The 19,882-nt window shown below is 46.1% G+C and carries 20 protein-coding genes; 4 read left to right on the top strand and 16 right to left on the bottom strand.

Annotation, left to right across the window (positions count from 1 at the left end; genetic code table 11):
* Positions 1-13: 13 nt before the first annotated feature.
* Positions 14-769 carry a biotin--[acetyl-CoA-carboxylase] ligase gene (locus AC13CK_RS02940; RefSeq protein WP_253113731.1) on the top strand — a complete coding sequence of 252 codons (756 nt, stop codon included), beginning with the start codon at positions 14-16 and terminating at the stop codon, positions 767-769.
* Positions 770-783: 14 nt separating this feature from the next.
* Positions 784-1,524, top strand: a complete 741-nt coding sequence (locus tag AC13CK_RS02935; RefSeq protein ID WP_129717274.1) for a type III pantothenate kinase — start codon at positions 784-786, stop codon at positions 1,522-1,524.
* On the opposite strand, the gene AC13CK_RS02930 is transcribed toward AC13CK_RS02935, so the two are convergent.
* From AC13CK_RS02930 to ffh, 3 genes are all read right to left on the bottom strand, one after another.
* Entirely contained in the window at positions 1,478-2,083 is a 606-nt protein-coding gene (locus AC13CK_RS02930; RefSeq protein WP_005104858.1) for an RBBP9/YdeN family alpha/beta hydrolase, read from the bottom strand. The two genes, AC13CK_RS02935 and AC13CK_RS02930, sit on opposite strands and share 47 nt — an antisense overlap.
* A gap of 144 nt (positions 2,084-2,227) precedes the next feature.
* Positions 2,228-2,794, bottom strand: a complete 567-nt coding sequence (locus AC13CK_RS02925) for an RBBP9/YdeN family alpha/beta hydrolase (RefSeq protein WP_425879991.1) — start codon at positions 2,792-2,794, stop codon at positions 2,228-2,230.
* Between the two features lie 151 nt (positions 2,795-2,945).
* Positions 2,946-4,352 (bottom strand): signal recognition particle protein, encoded by a 1,407-nt coding sequence (ffh, locus tag AC13CK_RS02920; RefSeq protein ID WP_004279196.1) that lies wholly within the window; start codon positions 4,350-4,352, stop codon positions 2,946-2,948.
* 138 nt (positions 4,353-4,490) lie between these two features.
* Here ffh and AC13CK_RS02915 point away from each other — a divergent pair, with 138 nt between their 5' ends.
* Positions 4,491-5,300 carry a cytochrome C assembly family protein gene (locus tag AC13CK_RS02915; protein ID WP_004730673.1) on the top strand — a complete coding sequence of 270 codons (810 nt, stop codon included), beginning with the start codon at positions 4,491-4,493 and terminating at the stop codon, positions 5,298-5,300.
* Between the two features lie 60 nt (positions 5,301-5,360).
* On the opposite strand, the gene AC13CK_RS02910 is transcribed toward AC13CK_RS02915, so the two are convergent.
* The 13 genes from AC13CK_RS02910 to paaA form a co-directional block, all read right to left on the bottom strand.
* Positions 5,361-6,122 carry a class I SAM-dependent methyltransferase gene (locus AC13CK_RS02910; protein WP_004279194.1) on the bottom strand — a complete coding sequence of 254 codons (762 nt, stop codon included), beginning with the start codon at positions 6,120-6,122 and terminating at the stop codon, positions 5,361-5,363.
* Positions 6,123-6,253: 131 nt separating this feature from the next.
* Positions 6,254-6,862 carry a gamma carbonic anhydrase family protein gene (locus AC13CK_RS02905; protein ID WP_482830935.1) on the bottom strand — a complete coding sequence of 203 codons (609 nt, stop codon included), beginning with the start codon at positions 6,860-6,862 and terminating at the stop codon, positions 6,254-6,256.
* A gap of 31 nt (positions 6,863-6,893) precedes the next feature.
* Complete coding sequence (gene paaX, locus AC13CK_RS02900) at positions 6,894-7,832, bottom strand: phenylacetic acid degradation operon negative regulatory protein PaaX (RefSeq protein ID WP_004279192.1); 939 nt, start codon at positions 7,830-7,832, stop codon at positions 6,894-6,896.
* Positions 7,833-7,895: 63 nt separating this feature from the next.
* A complete protein-coding gene (gene paaK, locus AC13CK_RS02895; protein WP_114541382.1) occupies positions 7,896-9,188 on the bottom strand; it encodes a phenylacetate--CoA ligase PaaK in 1,293 nt (430 codons plus the stop codon).
* Positions 9,189-9,248: 60 nt separating this feature from the next.
* The gene (pcaF, locus tag AC13CK_RS02890; RefSeq protein ID WP_482830936.1) at positions 9,249-10,445 is read right to left on the bottom strand and encodes a 3-oxoadipyl-CoA thiolase; all 1,197 of its coding nucleotides are present in this window, start codon (positions 10,443-10,445) and stop codon (positions 9,249-9,251) included.
* 27 nt (positions 10,446-10,472) lie between these two features.
* Positions 10,473-12,026 (bottom strand): 3-hydroxyacyl-CoA dehydrogenase, encoded by a 1,554-nt coding sequence (locus AC13CK_RS02885; RefSeq protein ID WP_425879988.1) that lies wholly within the window; start codon positions 12,024-12,026, stop codon positions 10,473-10,475.
* A 3-nt stretch (positions 12,027-12,029) separates the two neighbouring features.
* Positions 12,030-12,821 (bottom strand): 2-(1,2-epoxy-1,2-dihydrophenyl)acetyl-CoA isomerase PaaG, encoded by a 792-nt coding sequence (gene paaG, locus AC13CK_RS02880; RefSeq protein WP_004279188.1) that lies wholly within the window; start codon positions 12,819-12,821, stop codon positions 12,030-12,032.
* Positions 12,821-13,591 carry an enoyl-CoA hydratase-related protein gene (locus tag AC13CK_RS02875; RefSeq protein ID WP_005104871.1) on the bottom strand — a complete coding sequence of 257 codons (771 nt, stop codon included), beginning with the start codon at positions 13,589-13,591 and terminating at the stop codon, positions 12,821-12,823. The genes paaG and AC13CK_RS02875 overlap by 1 nt, the downstream gene beginning before the upstream one ends.
* A 42-nt stretch (positions 13,592-13,633) precedes the next feature.
* Positions 13,634-14,692, bottom strand: coding sequence for a 1,2-phenylacetyl-CoA epoxidase subunit PaaE (paaE, locus tag AC13CK_RS02870; RefSeq protein ID WP_224216830.1), 1,059 nt, complete (start codon positions 14,690-14,692; stop codon positions 13,634-13,636).
* Between the two features lie 75 nt (positions 14,693-14,767).
* On the bottom strand, positions 14,768-15,268 hold the full coding sequence (gene paaD, locus AC13CK_RS02865) for a 1,2-phenylacetyl-CoA epoxidase subunit PaaD (RefSeq protein WP_005247163.1): 501 nt from the start codon (positions 15,266-15,268) through the stop codon (positions 14,768-14,770).
* A 28-nt stretch (positions 15,269-15,296) separates the two neighbouring features.
* On the bottom strand, positions 15,297-16,052 hold the full coding sequence (paaC, locus tag AC13CK_RS02860) for a 1,2-phenylacetyl-CoA epoxidase subunit PaaC (protein ID WP_026056591.1): 756 nt from the start codon (positions 16,050-16,052) through the stop codon (positions 15,297-15,299).
* A 17-nt stretch (positions 16,053-16,069) separates the two neighbouring features.
* Complete coding sequence (paaB, locus tag AC13CK_RS02855; protein WP_004279183.1) at positions 16,070-16,360, bottom strand: 1,2-phenylacetyl-CoA epoxidase subunit PaaB; 291 nt, start codon at positions 16,358-16,360, stop codon at positions 16,070-16,072.
* Between the two features lie 33 nt (positions 16,361-16,393).
* Entirely contained in the window at positions 16,394-17,338 is a 945-nt protein-coding gene (gene paaA, locus AC13CK_RS02850) for a 1,2-phenylacetyl-CoA epoxidase subunit PaaA (RefSeq protein WP_004646055.1), read from the bottom strand.
* 262 nt (positions 17,339-17,600) lie between these two features.
* Here paaA and paaZ point away from each other — a divergent pair, with 262 nt between their 5' ends.
* On the top strand, positions 17,601-19,712 hold the full coding sequence (paaZ, locus tag AC13CK_RS02845; RefSeq protein WP_425879987.1) for a phenylacetic acid degradation bifunctional protein PaaZ: 2,112 nt from the start codon (positions 17,601-17,603) through the stop codon (positions 19,710-19,712).
* Positions 19,713-19,882: the final 170 nt, after the last annotated feature.

Here is a 19,882-nt window from a genome sequence, read left to right as displayed (position 1 = left end):
CGTTTAGATTCAAATGGATGTAGAAACTCGTGAACTGCAACAACGATTAAGCGATGCAGGCCAACTCCCGGAAGTATTACTCATCAAACCGATTACTACATCGACCAATGATGATGTGCGCGAATTGGCAACGAAGGGGGTACAGCAGGTTCTGGTATGCAGTCATGTGCAGACCCAAGGCCGTGGACAGCGTCAACGTCAGTGGATTTCACCTGAAGGGAACATCTATTTAAGCACATTGCTGCATACACAAAAACCCATTGATGGTCGTCTGGCGCTGGAAATTGCGTTAAATATCCTGCAAATGCCAAGTCTAAAAGGCCTGGAATTACAGGTAAAATGGCCGAATGACCTGTATAGCCTGCATGGAAAATGGGGCGGTATTCTGGTCGAGCCGGTTTCAACGACACAGGTGGTGGTCGGGGTCGGACTAAATATTGATCCTCTGCCCACCAACCTTCCAGACCAGCTGGTCAGTTCCCTGAGCGAGCTGGGTTTATCTCGCACTTCAAGAGTCGAGCTGATTGCCCAGTTATATCTGGCGATTCAACAAGCCGGGCAATGGTTTAATTATGGCAGTCAAAACCTGGCGGCGCGTTTCAATCGATCGGCTGCATTTATGCAACAAACGGTTGAATTTACCGATGTGCAAGGGCAATATTCCGGTACTTTTCTGGGGATTCAGGACGATGGTGCAGTCAAGATTTTGACCGATCAGGGAATCCAGACCTTTTATCAGGGACAGCTCCGCCTTAAACACGGTGGATGAACAGGCATACAGCAATGAAAAAATTATGGTTGGATATCGGCAATACCCGGCTTAAATACTGGATTACCGAGCATGATCAGATTATTGAACAGGCAGCAGAATTACATTTACAGTCCCCTGCTGATTTGTTACTTGGCCTGATCCAGCATTTCAAAGCGCTGGGCTTGCATCAGGTAGGTCTATCCTCTGTCCAAGATAAAATCAATAATGAGCGCATTCTCAGCATTTTAGAAAGCCTGCATATTCCAGTGATTTTTGCTCAAGTACAGGCAGAATATGCCGGTCTGATCTGTGGCTATGATGAACCTTCGCAACTGGGCATTGACCGCTGGTTACAGGTACTTGCAGTGGCGACGCAAGCGCATGAAAATTATTGTGTGATTAGTTGCGGTACGGCGCTGACCATTGATCTGGCGCAAGGACAACAACATTTGGGTGGATTTATTCTGCCAAATCTATACTTGCAGCGTGACTCCCTAATTCAGAATACCAAAGGCATTAAAATTCCGGATGCCGCTTTTTCTGAACTCAATCCTGGACGCAATACCATCGATGCGGTACATCATGGCATCCTACTTGGTCTGCTGAGTATCATCGAAAAAGTATTGCGTGATTTCCCTGCACAGTTGGTTTTAACTGGTGGAGATGCGCCGCTGTTTGCGCAACATCTCGCTCAGTATCAGCCCCGGATTGAACCGGATCTTTTGCTTAAAGGCCTGCAGCATTTTGCAGCTCATTTGCCAGACACTGTTTGATAATGTCCAGCAATTGCGGAAAATCGGCAAAGCCATCGGACTTGTTGAAATGCCCGGCTTTTTTGATCTCAAAAATTTGTGCATTCAAGCTATGTGCTAAACGCAAGGAAATCGGTGCAGGCACATAGGGATCATTACTGGAGATCAGCATCACCGCACGTTTATAGCTATACGGCAAGTTTTTCAGATCGAGTCGCACAGCCTGCAGTATTTTATTCAGTTCTGACCAGGCCACCAGCGGTGTATCAAAGGCCGAGACCAGAATGATGCCGCCGATCTTGTGTTGCTGCTGAATATAATGTTCCTGTAAAAAGTTTAAAACACTGACGCAACTCAGGCCATGTGCAACTAAAAAGGTATGTTCATCCATCTGCGGAATGTGCAGTTTCAGATTCTGCTGCCACTCTTCTAAATCAGGCTGAAAAGGGTTGGCCAGCATAATCCGTTTAGACTCAAAACCGGCATTTTTAAGCTGGCGACTGAACCAAGGGTACCAGTGATCATTGGAGGTCGCCTGATAATCCGGCACGATATAGACTTTCTTTATTATATTTTTCATAGTGATTTACTTATTATCATTGAACGCAAATTGCGTCGACAAAAAATAAGTTTTAACCAGTCTGGAGATGGAATTCAAGTGCCTTTTTGAACACCATCTCATGTTAAATTTTAAAATTTAGCGAATACAATAACATGCCTAAATTTAAGATTTAATCAGATAAGGTTCGATTACTTTCCAGAGTTCTGGCAAATCAGTACAGCCTTGAGAATCAATAAAATGTCCGTGATGCTTGGCATTCACCACAATGGCATCCAGACTGTCCGCCTGTTCCAGACTAAATTCTGGTGCAACCCGGTCATCTCCTTCGGAGTAGATCACCACACGCTCTGCAACCTGTTGTTTGAGTAAATCAAAATTGATTTCAGCGGCATCAATAAAAGGGTTTACTTCATCCAGGCGGTCCAGCCGGCCATTAAATCCCGCGATCAATACCAGTTGCTGAATTTTCTGCTGTTTTAATTCTCTGGATAGGTAATGTAATGCGGCTACAGTTCCCAAGCTATGTGCAATAAAGATACTGTCCTCATCAATTGTATCAATCTGTTCACGCATTTGCTGATCCCAGGTGTCCAGTGTCGGTGTAGTTGATGGATCGAGCCGGAGGACTTTTAAACCGACATTTTCCTGTTGGGCTTTTTCCTGAATCCAGGGGTACCAGTTTTCTTCCGGGCTTGCAGTATAACCATGTACGACAATTACTTGGTTCATTTGAAATTTCTCTTTATTTTGTGCTGATATTCCCGAGTCTGCCTGATCGGATTTTTATTTTGGGTAAGTAAATGTTGTTTTGTTTAAACCGGTTTGACTATTTATTCGCAATAAAAAAAGGCGCATATTGCGCCTTTTTTTAAAACAAAACTTATTTCTTGTCATTGCCGCCGAACAATGGACCCATACCACCCCCGCCGCCAAACTGTTTCTGCAAGCCGCCGAGTGACTTCATCATTTTTGCCATACCGGATGGATTGGCAAATTTTTTCATCATCTTGGCCATTTGGGCATGTTGCTTGATCAGCTTGTTGACTTCTGCCACTTCCATACCACAACCTGCTGCGATACGTTTTTTACGGCTTGGGTTCATCAAGTCCGGGTTACGGCGCTCTTTGATAGTCATCGACTGGATAATCGCTTCCATTTTCTTGACCTGCTTTTCAGGATTGGCTTGCGCCAACGCATCTTGCAGACCGGCATTGCTCATGCCAGGAAGTTTGTCCAGGAAGCCCATCATGCCGCCCATCTTGTTCATCTGCTCAAACTGCATCAGCATGTCTTCAAAGTTGAAGCTGCCGCCTTTTTGCAGTTTTTTCGCCATTTTTTCGGCTTTTTCTTTGTCGACCTTGCGTTCAAGTTCTTCGACCAAAGAAAGTACATCACCCATACCGAGAATACGCTGTGCAACACGCTCAGGATGGAATGGCTCCAGGGCATCGAGTTTCTCACCCATACCCAAGAATTTGATTGGCTTGCCGGTAATCGCCCGTACTGAAAGCGCTGCACCACCGCGCGCATCACCATCAGTTTTGGTCAGGATCACACCAGTTAAAGGCAAGGCATCATTAAATGCTTTGGCGGTGTTTGCCGCATCCTGACCGGTCATGGCATCGACCACGAACAGGGTTTCAGTCGGGTTAATCGCTGCATGCAGCTCTTTGATTTCACCCATCATGTCATCATCGATATGCAAACGACCTGCCGTATCGACAATCAGCACATCGGCAAACTGGATTTTTGCCTGTTCAATCGCGCGATTCACAATCGTAATCGGTTTTTCGTCTGCGCTAGATTCCAGGAAAATCGCACCGACTTCACCCGCGACAGTCTGTAGCTGTTTGATCGCAGCCGGACGATACACATCGGCAGAGACCATCGCGACTTTTTTCTTTTGACGTTCTTGTAAGAAGCGTGCAAGTTTCGCTGCAGTTGTTGTTTTACCTGCACCCTGCAAGCCTGCCAGCAGGACAACCACAGGTGGTTTTGCAGCGAGGTCGAGGCTTTCATTGGCCTCGCCCATCATTTTGGTCAATTCGTCATGAACGATTTTGACAAAAGCCTGCCCAGGAGATAACTGAGTCATCACTTCCTGGCCCAATGCTTCTTCCTTAACTTTCGCGATGAATTCACGAGTTACAGGTAACGCAACATCGGCCTCAAGAAGCGCCATACGCACTTCACGTAACGTATCTTTAATATTGTCTTCGGTTAGCTGCCCTGAGCCAGTAACATTTCTTAAACTCTGCGTGAGTCGTTCTGTTAAGGTATCAAACATTGCAAAATCCGCTTAAAATAGCCATGAGCAAAAAATTGTTTCTTAAAATAGAAAATTTATGCATAGAATGCTATAGGATACTGTAGTTCGCAGCGAATTTATATAAATGAATATTCATCACCCTTAAAAAGGTTTGACATGGTTAGCCTCCCCTTGGTTTATACGATCTTAGCATTAGTCGCTTACACCGCTTCCTTCTGGTATCTGTTCATTCATTTAATGTCTAAACGTGCTCCTAATCAATGGTTTGTCTCGCTAACCGCACTGCTTGGCCTGGGCTTGCATGCGCTGGTTTTATATGGCGATATGCATACCCCGCTGGGCATCAATTATGATGTCTTTGCCCTGTTTTCCTTTACCTCTGGTCTGATGCTGTTACTCAGCATTATTTACAGTACTTATCGTCCAATTATTGCCCTGAACCTGATCGGGATTCCGGTGGCTGCGACCGGATTAATTCTTGGCTTTGCGTTTACTCAGCCTGCAAAAATCATCACACAAAACTCTTTGGGTCTGGATATTCATATTATCCTGTCTTTGTCTGCTTATGCGGTATTGCTCATGGCGACTATTCAGGCCGTAATTTTACGCTTTCAGGATCGTGAGCTGAAAAAGAAGCAAAAACGCCGGGTCTGGGTCAGTTTGCTACCCTCTTATCAAGACATGGAATCATTGCTGTTTGATATGCTGATGACCGGTTTTGTTTTACTTACCCTCGCTTTGGGCTTTGGCTTTTTTACTATCGACAATTTCTTTGCTCAGCATCTGGCACATAAAACGGCGTTCAGTATCATTTCCTGGCTTGTTTACGGTTCACTATTAATTGGACACTGGAAGTTTGGCTGGCGTGGCCAAAAAGCTGTGCGCTTTACCCTACTCGGTTTTGGCTTGCTGGCACTGGGTTTTATTGGTTCTAAATTTGTGCTGGAAATGATTCTAGGGCGATAATTCTGAGCCGTGAATATTCAATTCATTGTTCAATAAACAGATTCTAGCTCTAATATTTTTTTAAACGATTATACGCCCCGCACGCACTGATAATGGCCAGCGAATGACTCTGGGCAATTCTGGATCTTCCCATTCTGGCAATAAGGCATCTGCCAGTACATTTAATGGATTATGTCCGAGTGCTTGAGTTGCTGCTTTCACGGCTGACCAAGTACTCATATAACCAATTAACTGATAAAAATTCCATTCAACCTGCAATACCGGTGGCTGAGTCGCAATTTCCTGAAATGGAAATGGTAAATTTTTATATCCTTCATCTACATGGCGACGTTCAGGTGGCCAGTACGGTGCAAGCGTGACTTCATAAAAATGCTTAAAATAATGATTCAGATGGGGCTCATCCACACTGAATACGCCATAGCTAATTAAAGCCAGAATGGCATTGGGTTTAGCAATCCGGCGAACTTCTGCGTAAAATTTTTCCAGATCGAGCCAATGCGCTGCTTGAGCCACCGAAATCAGATCAACACTCTGGTCAGCACACGGAATCTTTTCAGCGAGTGCCTGACCATACTGAATTTTTGGATGCGGTTTGGCTTGGGCAAGCTGTTCAGCACTCGCATCAATAGCAAGCACCTGATCAAAGTAATTCGCCAAAACTTCTGAAAGCTGTCCAGAACCACAGCCGACATCTACAGCCAATTTAGTACCTGGTGACAGCTCTGCCAATAGCTTTCCCAATGCATCCGGATAATGCGGACGAAACAAAGCATAGTCCTGTGACTGCTGGGAGAAATGATCTTTAAATTCCCTATTTTCCATATATATGCTTTCCAGACCAGTTTTATTTCAGTCTAAATAGACGGTCAGGGAATGCAGTTGGAATTTGGTTTCAGTTACTTCCTGTTTTTAAAATGCAGAATTCATCTATTTAATAGAATCATGTTCTTAACTTAGTCATTCAAGCTATTCTGCTTGATCTGATAATCTGCCTTAAACGCTTTGTAACTGAGCCGGTCTGTGGAGACTTCTGTTAAAGGACTGACCTCCTGCATTGAGGAAAGACAGCGCTCTGTCAGCTGAATATATTCTTGTGTCCCTTTGCTTTTCCAAGCAATTTCTTTGGTGTCCAGGGGACGGATGACCCGTGCTGGACTACCGAGTACCAATGAATTTTTCGGAATTTGGGCCTTGGCTTTAACCGTACTATTAGCACCAACAATGGTATTTTCACCAATCTCGGCTTCATCAAGAATCACGCTGTTCATGCCGACCAGTACATTTTTACGAATGATACAGCCATGTAAAATCGCGCCGTGTCCGATATGGCCATACTCTTCGACCAGCGTGACGCTACCGGGAAAGCCATGGATGGTACAGGAATCTTGAACATTGGCATTTTTCTGGATGTGAATCCCGCCGAAGTCGGCTCTTAAAGTAGCGAAAGGCCCGATATATACGCCCTCTTCAATCACTACATCCCCGATCAGAACGGCTTGCGGATGCACATAAGCGTGAGGGCTGACCACAGGAATCACCCCATCAATGGCATAACACGGCATTATTTTATTCCTTTAAAAATGCAGAATTAGATTAGCTAACGGCTTCCAGTCGCAAACCGCCAAAACGTTTATAAAATTGTGGATGTACCGGCGGCATCGAACCTTCCGAAGTTCGGGCGATCTCCATAAAGAACTCATCCCCTGCCGCAACCACCGTTTGATATAAATTACTGCTCAGATTACGGGCATTCAGGGAAAGCCAGTTGGATGGCAATAATTCAAAAGGCAGATTCGGATCTTTTAATAAAATCCGGCGGAATTGATGAATCAGCAAAATACGCAACTGAAAGGCCTGAACCGGATCCAGCTCATCTTCCTGTTCCACCAGATGAAAGAATTCCCGGAAATCCGCAATAAATTTTTCATAGCGCTGATGCAGTTCCTGCACCGGCCAGTTGGTGGCAACCATGCGTTTCACGGTTGGATAGGATTCCTGCCAGAGCTGCAAGGTTTCGGCCTTAAACACCACGACTTGGTCGGTCATTTTCAGGTTCAGCAGCAGGTTTTGCAGTTTCTGGTGATCACAGCCCGGATAGGCCATGACATTAGTGGCGATATTGGCAAAGCCCAGCCATTCCAGTTCTTTTTTCAGAACCAGTTTATTTTCCAGTTCCACTGAACTGAGCAGCACCAGATCCCACTTCTGATCCCATTCGGTATGCTGAAAACTGTAAATTTTTTGATCCGCCATAATAAAACGCTGGCGGCTGCTTTCGGTTACGCGATAATAACTGGTGCGACCAATTTTCTCAGACATCAGCCAGCCATTTTGGACCAGACGAAATACGGCAGTCCGTACCGATCGTTCATTAAATCCGAAGACATCCATGAGCTGAATTAGACTGGCCAGACTGATAATGCCACCCCGGTGAAAAATACAGTCACCAAAGATGGTCATGATTAATGAGGTTCCGCTGAGTGCTTCAGTTTGAATAAAGTCATCAATTATTTGTTTTAATTTCGGATTCATTGCGTTTAACTTTACCTTATAGAAACTGGATGATAGACCATTTGGCTATCATCCAATAGTACTTCATGCAGACTTGCGGATATCAAACACGCGCTGTGCCTTGCCTTCAGAGCGTGGCAGACTCCCTTCAGGTAACACTTCGACACTTACGGTGATTCCGACCATGGTTTTAATCTGGCTTTTCAGCTGAGTTGCCAACTGGTGCGCCATAATGTCACTGCTATCTTTACGCATTTCGGTACGGATATGCAATGTATCCAGATGTCCCTGTTTGCAAATCTGGATCTGATAGTTCGGAATCAGTTGCTGGATCTGTAAAATCTGCTCTTCAATCTGTGATGGGAAGACATTGACCCCACGAATAATCATCATGTCATCACTACGGCCGACAATCTTGTCCATACGGCGCATGGTGCGTGCCGTGCCTGGCAATAAACGGGTCAGGTCACGGGTACGGTAACGGATTACCGGCATGCCTTCTTTAGTAATTGTGGTAAAGACCAGTTCACCCAGTTCGCCATCTGGCAGCACTTCGCCAGTTTCCGGATGGATAATTTCAGGATAGAAATGATCTTCCCAGATGGTTGGGCCATCTTTGGATTCCAGACATTCCATCGCTACGCCCGGCCCCATCACTTCTGACAGACCATAAATATCCAGCGCATCAATGCCTAAACGCTCTTCAATTTCCTTGCGCATTTCATTGGTCCATGGCTCTGCACCAAAGACACCGGTTTTAATCGAACAGTTTTTGGCTGTGCCAAATTTCTTCTCAAGCGCTTCAATAATGTTCAGGCAGTAAGATGGCGTAACCATCAGTGCTGTCGGTTTAAAATCATGAATCAGTTGCGCCTGTTTATCGGTTTGTCCGCCAGACATTGGGATCACCGTTGCACCCAAGCGTTCAACGCCATAATGTGCACCTAAACCACCCGTAAACAGACCATAACCATAAGACACCTGGATGATATCTTTACTGCTCAAGCCGGCTGCACGTAATGAACGCGCCACTACATCTGACCAGACATTAATATCATTTTGGGTATAACCGACTACGGTCGGCTGACCGGTGGTGCCAGAAGATGCATGCACACGTACAATCTGTTCCTGTGGCACAGCGAACATGCCAAACGGATAGTTATCACGTAAATCCTGTTTGGTGGTAAACGGGTATTTGGCCAGATCTTCCAGTGAGTTAAAATCGTCTGGATGCACGCCAGCATCATCGAATTTCTTTTTATAAACCGGGCTATTCTGATAAGCATGTTGCAACGTCTTTTTCATACGCTGTAGCTGAACACTGCGTAACTCATCAACCGATACTTTTTCAATTTTTTCCATTGCATTGTTATTCATATTCTTACTCCTGACGCAGTCTTCCTGACCACGGTTTAATTCATTGATTGAATGATGTGTTTAATCCATATTTTCTAAAACCAGTGCCACACCTTGACCCACACCGACACACATGGTGCAGAGTGCATATTTGCCTTTACGGCGTTTTAGTTCTTTCATGGCCGTGATCACCAGACGGGTGCCACTCATACCCAGCGGATGACCCAAGGCGATGGCACCGCCATTCGGGTTAATTCTGGAATCATCGTCTTGCAAGCCGAGTTCACGAATCACGGCCAGCGATTGCGCTGCAAATGCTTCATTTAGCTCAATCACGTCCATCTGCTCCAGACTCAGGCCAGTCTGTTTCAGCACTTTCTGTACCGCTGGAACCGGCCCAATACCCATATATTTAGCTTCGACACCGGCGCTGGCCATCCCGATCATTTTAGCTTTCGGGCTCAAACCATACTGCTCGGCAATCTGCTGATTCCCAAGTAATACGCAAGCCGCCCCGTCATTGACACCCGAAGCATTGCCAGCGGTGACTGAGCCGCCTTCTTTACGAAATGGGGTTTTTAAGGCGGCCAGATTATCCAGCGTCGTCTCTGCGCGCGGATGCTCATCTTGGGAAATGGTCAGAGTGCTTTTCTTCGGACCTTTGACCTCTACTGGCAGAATTTCTTCGGCAAAAATACCCTTCTGCTGGGCTACTGCGGTTTTCTGTTGGCTGTGATACGCAAACAGGTCCTGGTCTGCACGGCTAATCTGATACTTTTCAGCGACGTTTTCGGCCGTTTCCGGCATGCTGTCAACGCCAAACTGTGCTTTAAATTTTGGGTTGATAAAACGCCAGCCAATGGTGGTGTCATAAATTTCAGGGGTACGGCTAAAGGCAGTCGTAGGTTTGGATTGCACGAAAGGCGCTCGGCTCATGGATTCTACGCCACCCGCCAAAACAAATTGTGCTTCACCCGATTTGATAGCACGTGCTCCCAGTCCAATGGCATCCAGACCTGAAGCACATAAGCGGTTCACGGTGAGCGCTGGAACAGATTCAGGCAACCCTGCGAGTAAAGCAGCCATACGCGCCACGTTGCGGTTATCTTCACCGGCCTGATTGGCACAGCCCAAGATCACTTCATCCAGTTCTGCCCATGGCAAGGCAGGATGCTGATCTTTCAGATATTGAATCGGTAGCGCTGCCAGATCATCAGCACGAATGCTGCTCAGTCCGCCGGCATAGCGTCCGATCGAGGTGCGAATTCCATCAAAAATATAAAACCTGTTCCATGATTCTTCCTTTTAGCCAGCAACGCGTAATGGTTGCTGCTGAGTTTTCTGTGCATGTCCCTGCACCGCTTTCTTTGCTAAATATATACTAGTTCTATAGCGGTCTTCACCATAAATACGATACATATTTTCTAAAATTTTTAAAATTGTGTAATATCCAATTTTATCTGCCCATTCGAATGGACCACAAGGATAATTAACGCCATATTTCATAGCAGAATCAATATCTTGTTCTGATGCAATATCATGCAATACTGCTTCACAGGCTTCATTCACCAACATGGCAATACTACGTATAACATAAAGACCGGGATGATCCTTAGACCAAATAGGTATCATATCCATACCTATGAGGAATAGCTCTACTGCCTGGCACTGTTCAGCACTACACGCCAGTGATGCAACGACTGGAATCGCCTGAGCATTTGTCCAATCTGCATGCCAATCCATCAACACCACAGGCTCATGCGGATAAGCCAGTTCAACCGACTCGCCGAGCGATAATCGCAGGGAAAGATCACCAATCAGGATTTCATTCTGTTCTGCCGCCTGAAAACTCAGCTCCACATGAGAGGCCTGTTTTAAACGTTCAATCAGTGCTGCTGAATGCAGCCATTCACCTTTTATAGTGACTTTGAGCTTATTCAGCGACTTGGCATAACACACTGGCAATTCATATACAGGTGCAGGCTGGGACTGCGTATAATCATAAAAACCCTGACCGGACTTGCGGCCATAACAGCCGGCATCGACCAGCTCTTTTTGAATCAAGGATGGGCGGTAGCGTGGCTCATAGAAAAATTCCTGATAGACACTTTGCGTGACCGAGAAATTCACATCCTGACCAATCAGGTCGGTGAGTTCACACGGTCCCATGGCAAAACGGCCACATTCGCGCATGATGTAATCGAGCTGTTCCGGGGTGGTAGCATTTTCCTGCAAGGCGCGAAAGGCTTCGGCATAATAAGGTCGCGCGACACGATTGACGATAAAACCGGGCGTCGATTTGGCTCTGACTGGAACTTTGTTCCAGCCCTTCATTAGCTCAAATACAGCATCTGCAATAGTTTCTGAGGTTTTCAGTCCGCGGATAATCTCGACCAGTTTCATCACCGGCGCCGGATTAAAGAAATGCAGACCAATCACTCGCTCGGGATGTGGAATCGCCGAGGCAATTGCGGTAATGGAAATTGAAGAAGTATTAGACGCAAAAATCGTCTGTTCCGGGCAAATGGCAGCCAGCTGTTGAAACAGGTTTTGTTTGACTTCTTTCTTTTCAACAATGGCTTCAATAATTAAGCCCGCATCGGCAATCTGCTGAATGTCCTCTGCCACAATCAGATTGGCGAAGGTACTCTCCAGCAATTGCTGGGTCATTTTGCCATTTTGTACGCGCTTGCTCAGCTGCGCCTCTAAAGCAGTCAAGGCACTCTGAACTTTGCTGCGATCGAGATCAAACACATAGGTCGGATGCCCGTGCATGGCTGCCAGTTGTGCAATGCCAATCCCCATGGTTCCAGCACCGACCACAGCAACTTTGACTTGTTCCAAATTGATCTGTTGCATGATTTAGCATCCTTTATATTCAGGGGTACGCTTCTGCATAAAGGCTTGTACACCTTCCTTATAATCGCTTGAACGTCCAGCCAGACGTTGCAGGTCACGTTCCAGAATGAGCTGCTCATCCAAATTGTTTTCTGCTGCGGCATGAATGGCTTTTTTGATCAGGGACAGACCATAGGTCGGTTGCTGCGCCAGATGCTCTGCCAGTTTTTTCGCTTCTGCCTGCAATTGCTCATCTTCAACCACTTGCCAGATCATGCCGAGTTGTACTGCGCGCTCAGCCGGAATTTTATCGCCAAGCATGGCAAGACCCATCGCTTGGGCACGGCCGACCAGACGCGGCAGGAACCAGGTACCGCCTGAATCTGGGACTAAGCCAAGACGGCAGAAGGCTTGAATAAATGAGGCTGATTTTGCTGCCACCACAATGTCACACGCCAGGGCAATATTGGCGCCTGCCCCTGCTGCCACACCATTCACCGCACAAATCACGGGTTTAGGCATTTCGGTAATCAGCTTGATCAAAGGGTTGTAGTATTTTTCAATCGACAGGCCTAAGTCCGGTGCATCGGCATTCGGATCGACCACACGATCATTCAGATCCTGACCAGCACAGAAACCACGACCTTCTGCTGAAATCACTACGGCACGAATCTGGCTGTCTTTGGCCCAGGCCTTGATGACTTTAGAGACTTCCTGATGCATGGTTTCATTAAAACTGTTGAGCTGTTTTGGACGGTTAAAGGTCAGGTAGCCCACTGCATTTTTTTCTTCGACAATAATTGTTTGATAATCCATTACACACCTCTAAATTCTGGTTTTCTTTTTTCTAAAAATGCATTGATGCCTTCCTGGCGATCTTGGGTCGCCGCCAGCCAGACAAAATGTTGACGTTCAAGTTTCAGTCCCTGACTTAAAGTCACTTCATGAATCGACTTTAAAGATTGCTTGATGGCACGAATGGCCAGCGGTGCCTGCTTGGCAATTTTTTCTGCCAGTTCCAGTGCGTATTGCACGGTCAATCCTGCCGGACAAACCTGGCTACTAATGCCATGTTGCAAGGCTGTTTGTGCCGAAATCATTTCACCAGTCATGGCCCAGCGCATCGTTAATTGCTGACCGACCAGACGGGCCAGACGCTGGGTTCCACCGGCACCCGGCAACATACCTAAACCGATTTCAGGCAAGGCAAACTGGGCATTTTCTCCGGTCAGCACCATGTCACCATGCAAAGCCAACTCGAAACCTGCACCAAAAGCATAACCATTTACGGCCATGATTAAAGGCTTGGAAAATTCATCAATTTTTTTCCAGAGCAGTGGGCGTTGGTCTTGCTGGATGCTGACCACATCTAACTGCGCCAGCTCATTTAAATCAGCACCGGCAGCAAAGCATTGCGTATTTCCGGTGATGACCACGGCTTTCACAGCAGCATCTGTTTCCAAGTCCTGTAGACAGGCTGCAATGTTTTGCAAGGTAGCATTGTTTAAAGCATTGCGCTTTTCTGGACGATTTAGCTCGATCAGTACCACACCCGGCTTGGGTGAGCTGGTTTTAATGTAGGTCATCCTTGAACTCCTGCTATGCTCGCGGTGCTGTAAATTCAGCTTTTATTCATCAAAACTGAGTCGGACATTGGCCGTGGTTGGACGTGCCTGACAACTGAGCACATAGCCTTTCTGAATTTCATCTTCTTCCAGACTGTAATTCACCGCCATTTCAACCTGTCCCTCTAACACCTTACATTTACAGGTGGCACAAACGCCGCCCTTACAGGCATATGGCAGGTCGGCTCCGGCACGTAGCGCAGCATCTAAAATACTGTCATCCTGCTTAGAGACTTCAACAATCAGCTCGCGACCATCGAGGATGATATTGACGCGTTCTTCGCTGCGGCTTTCCATCTGCTGGGCGGTTGCTTTCGGTGCAGTACCCGTATTGAAGCGTTCCGTATGAATCTTGCTGCGTTGAATGCCCCAAGTCGGTAATACCGTTTCGACTGCTGTCATCATTTCTTCAGGACCGCAAGCGAAACAGTGATCTGCTTCGGCAGAAATCAGATTGGCCTGAAATAACTGCTGCAATTTGTCTGCATCAATCCGACCATTAAAGATGTCACTGTCATTCAGTTCACGTGAAAAAATATTTACCAGTTGCAGACGTTCCTTAAAACGGTCTTTCAAGTCCATGATCTGTTCAGAGAACATGGTCTGTTTCCAGGAGCGGTTGCCATATACCAGAGTGAATGTTGCTTCCGCTTGACGGTTCAACACCGACTTTACAATCGATAAAATTGGCGTAATGCCACTGCCTGCTGCAAATCCTAGATAATTCTGGCCACCAGCCTTGGCGGCTTTCTGAAAGAACACCCCTTGCGGTGGCATGACTTCTAGTACATCGCCCGCTTTGAGATGCGCATTGGCCCAGGTTGAAAACTGACCCTGATCAATTTTTTTAATCGCAATGCTCATGTCTTCCTGAGTATCACTGCAGATCGAGTAGCAGCGGCGCAGCTCGCCGTCATCAGTTAAATGACGAATGGTGAGGTGCTGACCCGGCTGATATTGAAAAGTATCCAACTGCTCAGGCGAGAGATCAAAGGCAATGCAGATCGCTTGCTCGGTTTGTGGCTGAATCGATTTAATGGTTAATGGTATAAATTGGCTCATGGCAAAATCCTTCTTTTAGGTGGCGGTGTTCAGGCTTGTTATTGGTTTACCCTGCCCACCGCGCAATCGTTACAATCAAATACATTTGAAATAGTCAAAAGTTTCTAAGCAGTCCCGACATTGATATAAAGCTTTACAGGCGGTCGAACCGAATTCACTTAATAATTTGCTGTTGTTACTTAAGCACTGTGGACAGGTGATGCCATCGGTCAATGCCACATGCGTACCACAGCTATGTGACTGGCCTTGCGGCGGGGCAATACCATATTGCTGTAATTTGTGTTTGCCCGATTCACTCATCCAGTCCGTGGTCCAGGCTTGAGACAGGTCCACAATGACTTTGACCGGCGTCAAACCATTGGCCTCGAAAGCCTGGGTAATTTCTGCTTTTAATAAATCCGTGGCCGGACAGCCGCTATAGGTCGGCGTGAGTCGCACCACAATTTCATCCTGCTGATTCAGCTCGACGCCACGAATCATACCCAGATCAATCACTGACAATACTGGAATCTCTGGATCAGAAACCTGCTGTAAAACGTCCCAACATTGATCTTCTACGTGTCGAATCAGATTCATGCGACTCACTCCCTGTGATTGTGCCGAATTACCAGTTCATGTTTGGATATGAGCGCTGCATGTATTGCAGTTCAGCCAAAACAAAACCGAGATGTTCTGTATGTAAACCCTGTTTAGCCCCACTGCGATAAGCGCCTAGCTCTGGCAGGCTTAATTCAAATCGCGCTAACTCGGATGTAATGGTCTCCAGCCACTGGGCTTTTAAATTTTCAATATCTGGAATGACACCGCTATCAACCAGCTGTCTTTCATCAGCCGTCAGGACAAAAAGTTCCTCGGTAAAACGCCATAACTGGTTTAAACCTTGCTGGGTTTTTTCATGCGCTTCTGCGGTACCTAAACTTAAGCGTTCCATCCAGGTGGTGGAAAAACGCTGGTGATATTTCACTTCTTTGAGTGATTTCACTGCAAAAGCCGCCAACTCAGCATGCTGACTTTGACTTAAGGCGCTAAACAATAAAGCGTGGTAGTGATCCATCAACCACTGGCGTACCAAAGTCTGGGCAAAATCACCATTCGGCTGTTCGCACAGCAGCAAATTACGGTATTCACGCTCGGTGCGGAAATAAGCCAGCTTGTCTTCATCACGACCCTGTCCTTCCACTTCACCCGCCAGACTGAGGGCAGTACGTGCCTGACCCAATAAATCCAGTCCAATATTGGCTAAGGCAATATCCAGCTCCAGTTCAGGTGCATGACCACACCACTCTGCCAAACGATGAGACAGGATCAGTTGACTGTCACCCACATGTAAAAGAAATTCTGCCAATACTTGATTTGTCATAATCTTCACCTTTCCCTTTACATGTGCTCGATGCCAGCTGGAATGTTATAAAAGGTTGGATGACGATAAACCTTGTCCAAAGCGGGTTCAAAAAACTCTGCTTTTTCATCTGGCTGGGAAGAGGTAATCAATTCAGATTTCACCACCCAGATACTGATCCCTTCATTGCGGCGGGTATATACATCGCGGGCATTTTGTAGTGCGACTTCCTCATCCGGCGCACGCAGGCTGCCGACATGACGGTGACTCAGACCCTGTTTACTACGCACAAACACTTCATAAAGTGACCAGTTATTTTTGTTATTCATGAGCAAATTTCCTTATATTGATCAAACTATTTTTTAAGCAACTTTTTGTGCTGCTGACTGTTGCTGCTGTTTCTGCGCATAGACGGCTGCTGAATCACGTACCCACTTGCCGCCTTCCCAAGCTTTGCGGCGTGCTTCAATACGCTCATGGTTACACGGTCCCTTGCCTGCAAGAATCGCAAAAAACTCATCCCAATTGATTTCACCAAATTCATAATGTCCGGTGGCTTCATTGAATTTAAGGTCTGGATCGGGAACGGTTAAACCCAGCTGTAAAACTTGCGACACGGTGTTATCGACAAATTTCTGACGTAGCTCATCGTTGCTGAATAATTTAATTTTCCACTGCATACTTTGTGCACTGTTCGGTGAATTATCATCACTTGGACCAAACATCATCAGTGCCGGCCACCAAAAACGGTTCACGGCATCCTGTGCCATCTGCTTTTGTTCCGGCGTACCATTGGCCAGTTCCATCATGGCTTCAAAGCCCTGACGCTGATGGAAACTTTCTTCCTTGCAGACGCGCACCATAGCGCGGGCATAAGGACCATAAGACGTACGGCACAACGCAACCTGATTGACAATTGCTGCACCATCCACCAGCCAGCCAATCGCTGCAACATCGGCCCAGCTCAGAGTTGGATAGTTAAAAATGGATGAATATTTCATGCGACCGGCAATCAGCTTATCCATCATGTCGTCACGATCCGCCCCCAAGGTTTCTGCAGCACTGTACAGATACAAAGCATGACCGGCTTCGTCCTGAACTTTTGCCATCAGCACAGCTTTACGCTTCAAGGTCGGTGCACGGGTAATCCAGTTGCCTTCCGGCAACATGCCCACCACTTCAGAGTGTGCATGCTGACCAATCTGACGAATCAAGGTCTTACGATAAGCATCCGGCATCCAGTCCTTCGGCTCGATGGAAATATCCTTTTCAATCTTTTGATCGAAGATTTGTTGTTGATTATTCATTGTTCCCTCACTTATCCCAAGTGTTGATACATTCAAATTAAAACGATACGCAATTAAAATCAATATCTATTTATTGGTATCATTTAATTTTTATCCCTTATTTTTACTAAATATTTGTTTTATATAATTTAATATTTTTTATTTTATTGTTACGCATTTTTAAACACAGATTTATGATTGACATTTTCAATTTTTCAACACAAATTATGAAACATCAAAATTAAAATACATCTCAAAACGTATCATAAATGGAGTTTTTACAATGTTAGAGTTAGACAGCAGCTCAAGCACAATGGATTATCAAGATACTGAATCAACCCATAATCCTATTGCCATCAAAAGCTTATCTTCACTGGTGTACGGCCAGGAATACAAAGCGCAAGCCGATTTACGTACGGTTTATCATGCCATTAGCGGTGAAGCGGTTTATCAGGTCGGCAGTCAGGGCATCGATACCCAAGCCGTGGTGAAGTATGCCAAACAAAAAGGCGCGACTATCGCCACATGGACGTTTCATCAACGTGCCAATGCACTGAAGCAAGTGGCACAGTATTTGATGGAACGCAAAGAAGACTTTTATGAGCTTGCCAAAGTAACCGGCTGTACCCGTAAAGATGCCTGGATTGATATTGAAGGCGGGATTGGCACCTTATATGCCTATTCGAGTTTGGTGCGTCGTGAACTGAGTGATGAAACAGCGTTGGTCGAAGATGCCTGGATTCCTCTTTCTAAGCAAGGTAGCTTTGGCGCGAAACATATTCTGACGCCTAAAGCCGGTGTAGCCGTGCATATCAATGCCTTTAACTTTCCAATCTGGGGCATGCTGGAGAAAATCGCACCGACGCTACTGGCGGGCGTACCCTGTATTGTCAAACCGGCGACCGAAGGTGCCGAGCTGACCCATGCCGTGGTCAAAGCTATTCATGAAAGCGGTTTCTTGCCAGAAGGTTCACTGCAGCTTATTTGCGGACAGATCTATGATTTATTTGATCATTTAAATCCTCAAGATACGGTCACTTTTACCGGTTCTGCTTCAACAGGGCAAAAACTGCGTTCGCATCCACATTTAAATGCCTACTCGATTCCGTTCACCATGGAAGCAGACTCGGTCAACAGTGCGATTTTGACGGCGCAAGCCAATGATGAAACGATTGATTTATTTGTGCGTGAAGTTTTCCGTGAAATAACCACCAAAGCTGGACAAAAATGTACTGCCATTCGTCGTGCTTTTGTGCCAGCCGAGCTATTGGATACAGTACAAAGTCGTCTGATTGAAAAACTAAAAAAAGTGGTCGTGGGCGATCCGGCTCAGGAAGGCGTGACGATGGGTGCTTTGGCCAGCGTCAAACAGAAACATGATGTCGCTGCAAAAGTTGAACAGCTCAGTCAAAATGCAGAAATCGTATTCGGTAGCCACTTGCGTCAGGACTTTAGGATTCAAGTACAAAATACAGAGAAATCCGCATGTTATCCACCAACCGTATTGGTCTGCAAAGCACCGGATCAGGCAGAAAATATTCATAAGATTGAAGCCTTTGGACCTGTAGTGACTTTAATGCCATATACTGACCTGGCTCAGCTGGCTGACTTGGTGGCACGTGGCGAAGGTAGCTTAGTGGCATCTATCGTACGCAATACTGATGAAAATATTGAACAACTGCTGAGCAAAATTGCGCCATGGCATGGCCGTGTCCATATTCTGGATGCAGAAAGTGCCAAAGAAAGTACCGGACATGGCTCTCCATTACCTTTACTGGTTCATGGTGGACCGGGACGTGCCGGTGGCGGTGAAGAACTCGGCGGCTTGCGTGCAGTCAAACATTATATGCAACGTACTGCGATTCAAGGCTCGCCAAATGCCATGACTCAGGTCGGCCATAGCTGGACGGCTGGAGCTCAAGTCTTTGAAGACCGCGTGCATCCTTTTAAAAAATCATTTGATGAATTGCGTATAGGCGAGCGTTTACTGACTGCACGACGTAGCGTGACCGAAGCGGATCTGGTGAATTTCGGCTGCCTGAGCGGTGATCACTTCTATGCGCATATGGACAAGATTGCTGCAGCAGAATCCCTGTTTGGTGAACGTGTGGCACATGGCTATTTCGTGGTGTCTGCCGCAGCCGGTTTATTCGTTGATGCCGCCCAGGGCCCAGTCATTGCCAACTATGGCATGGACAACTTGCGCTTTGTAGAACCGGTGAAAATTGGCGATACCATTCAGGTAGAACTGACCTGTAAGCAGAAAACTCCAAAAGCACTGCGCGATCCGGCACAGAAGCCACATGGTGTCGTGGTCTGGGATATTAAAGTAAAAAACCAACGCAATGAACTGGTTGCAACCTACGATATTTTAACGCTGGTTGAGCGTGGCTAAAAATTTAAACTCAAAAAAAGGAATCATTATGATTCCTTTTTTTTTGCCTTTAAAAATTATTTGTATCTATTTTTAAAAAAGATTGACGTCTCTCTATTTAGGCTCTAGATTAATTAAATACGATACAATATAAAAATAACAAGCATATTAAAAGTATCAAATAAATATCT

It is taken from the genome of Acinetobacter sp. L-24 (assembly GCF_056857555.1).
Note: the sequence above shows the minus strand (reverse complement) of the source record. Positions and strands in the feature narration are given on the sequence as shown.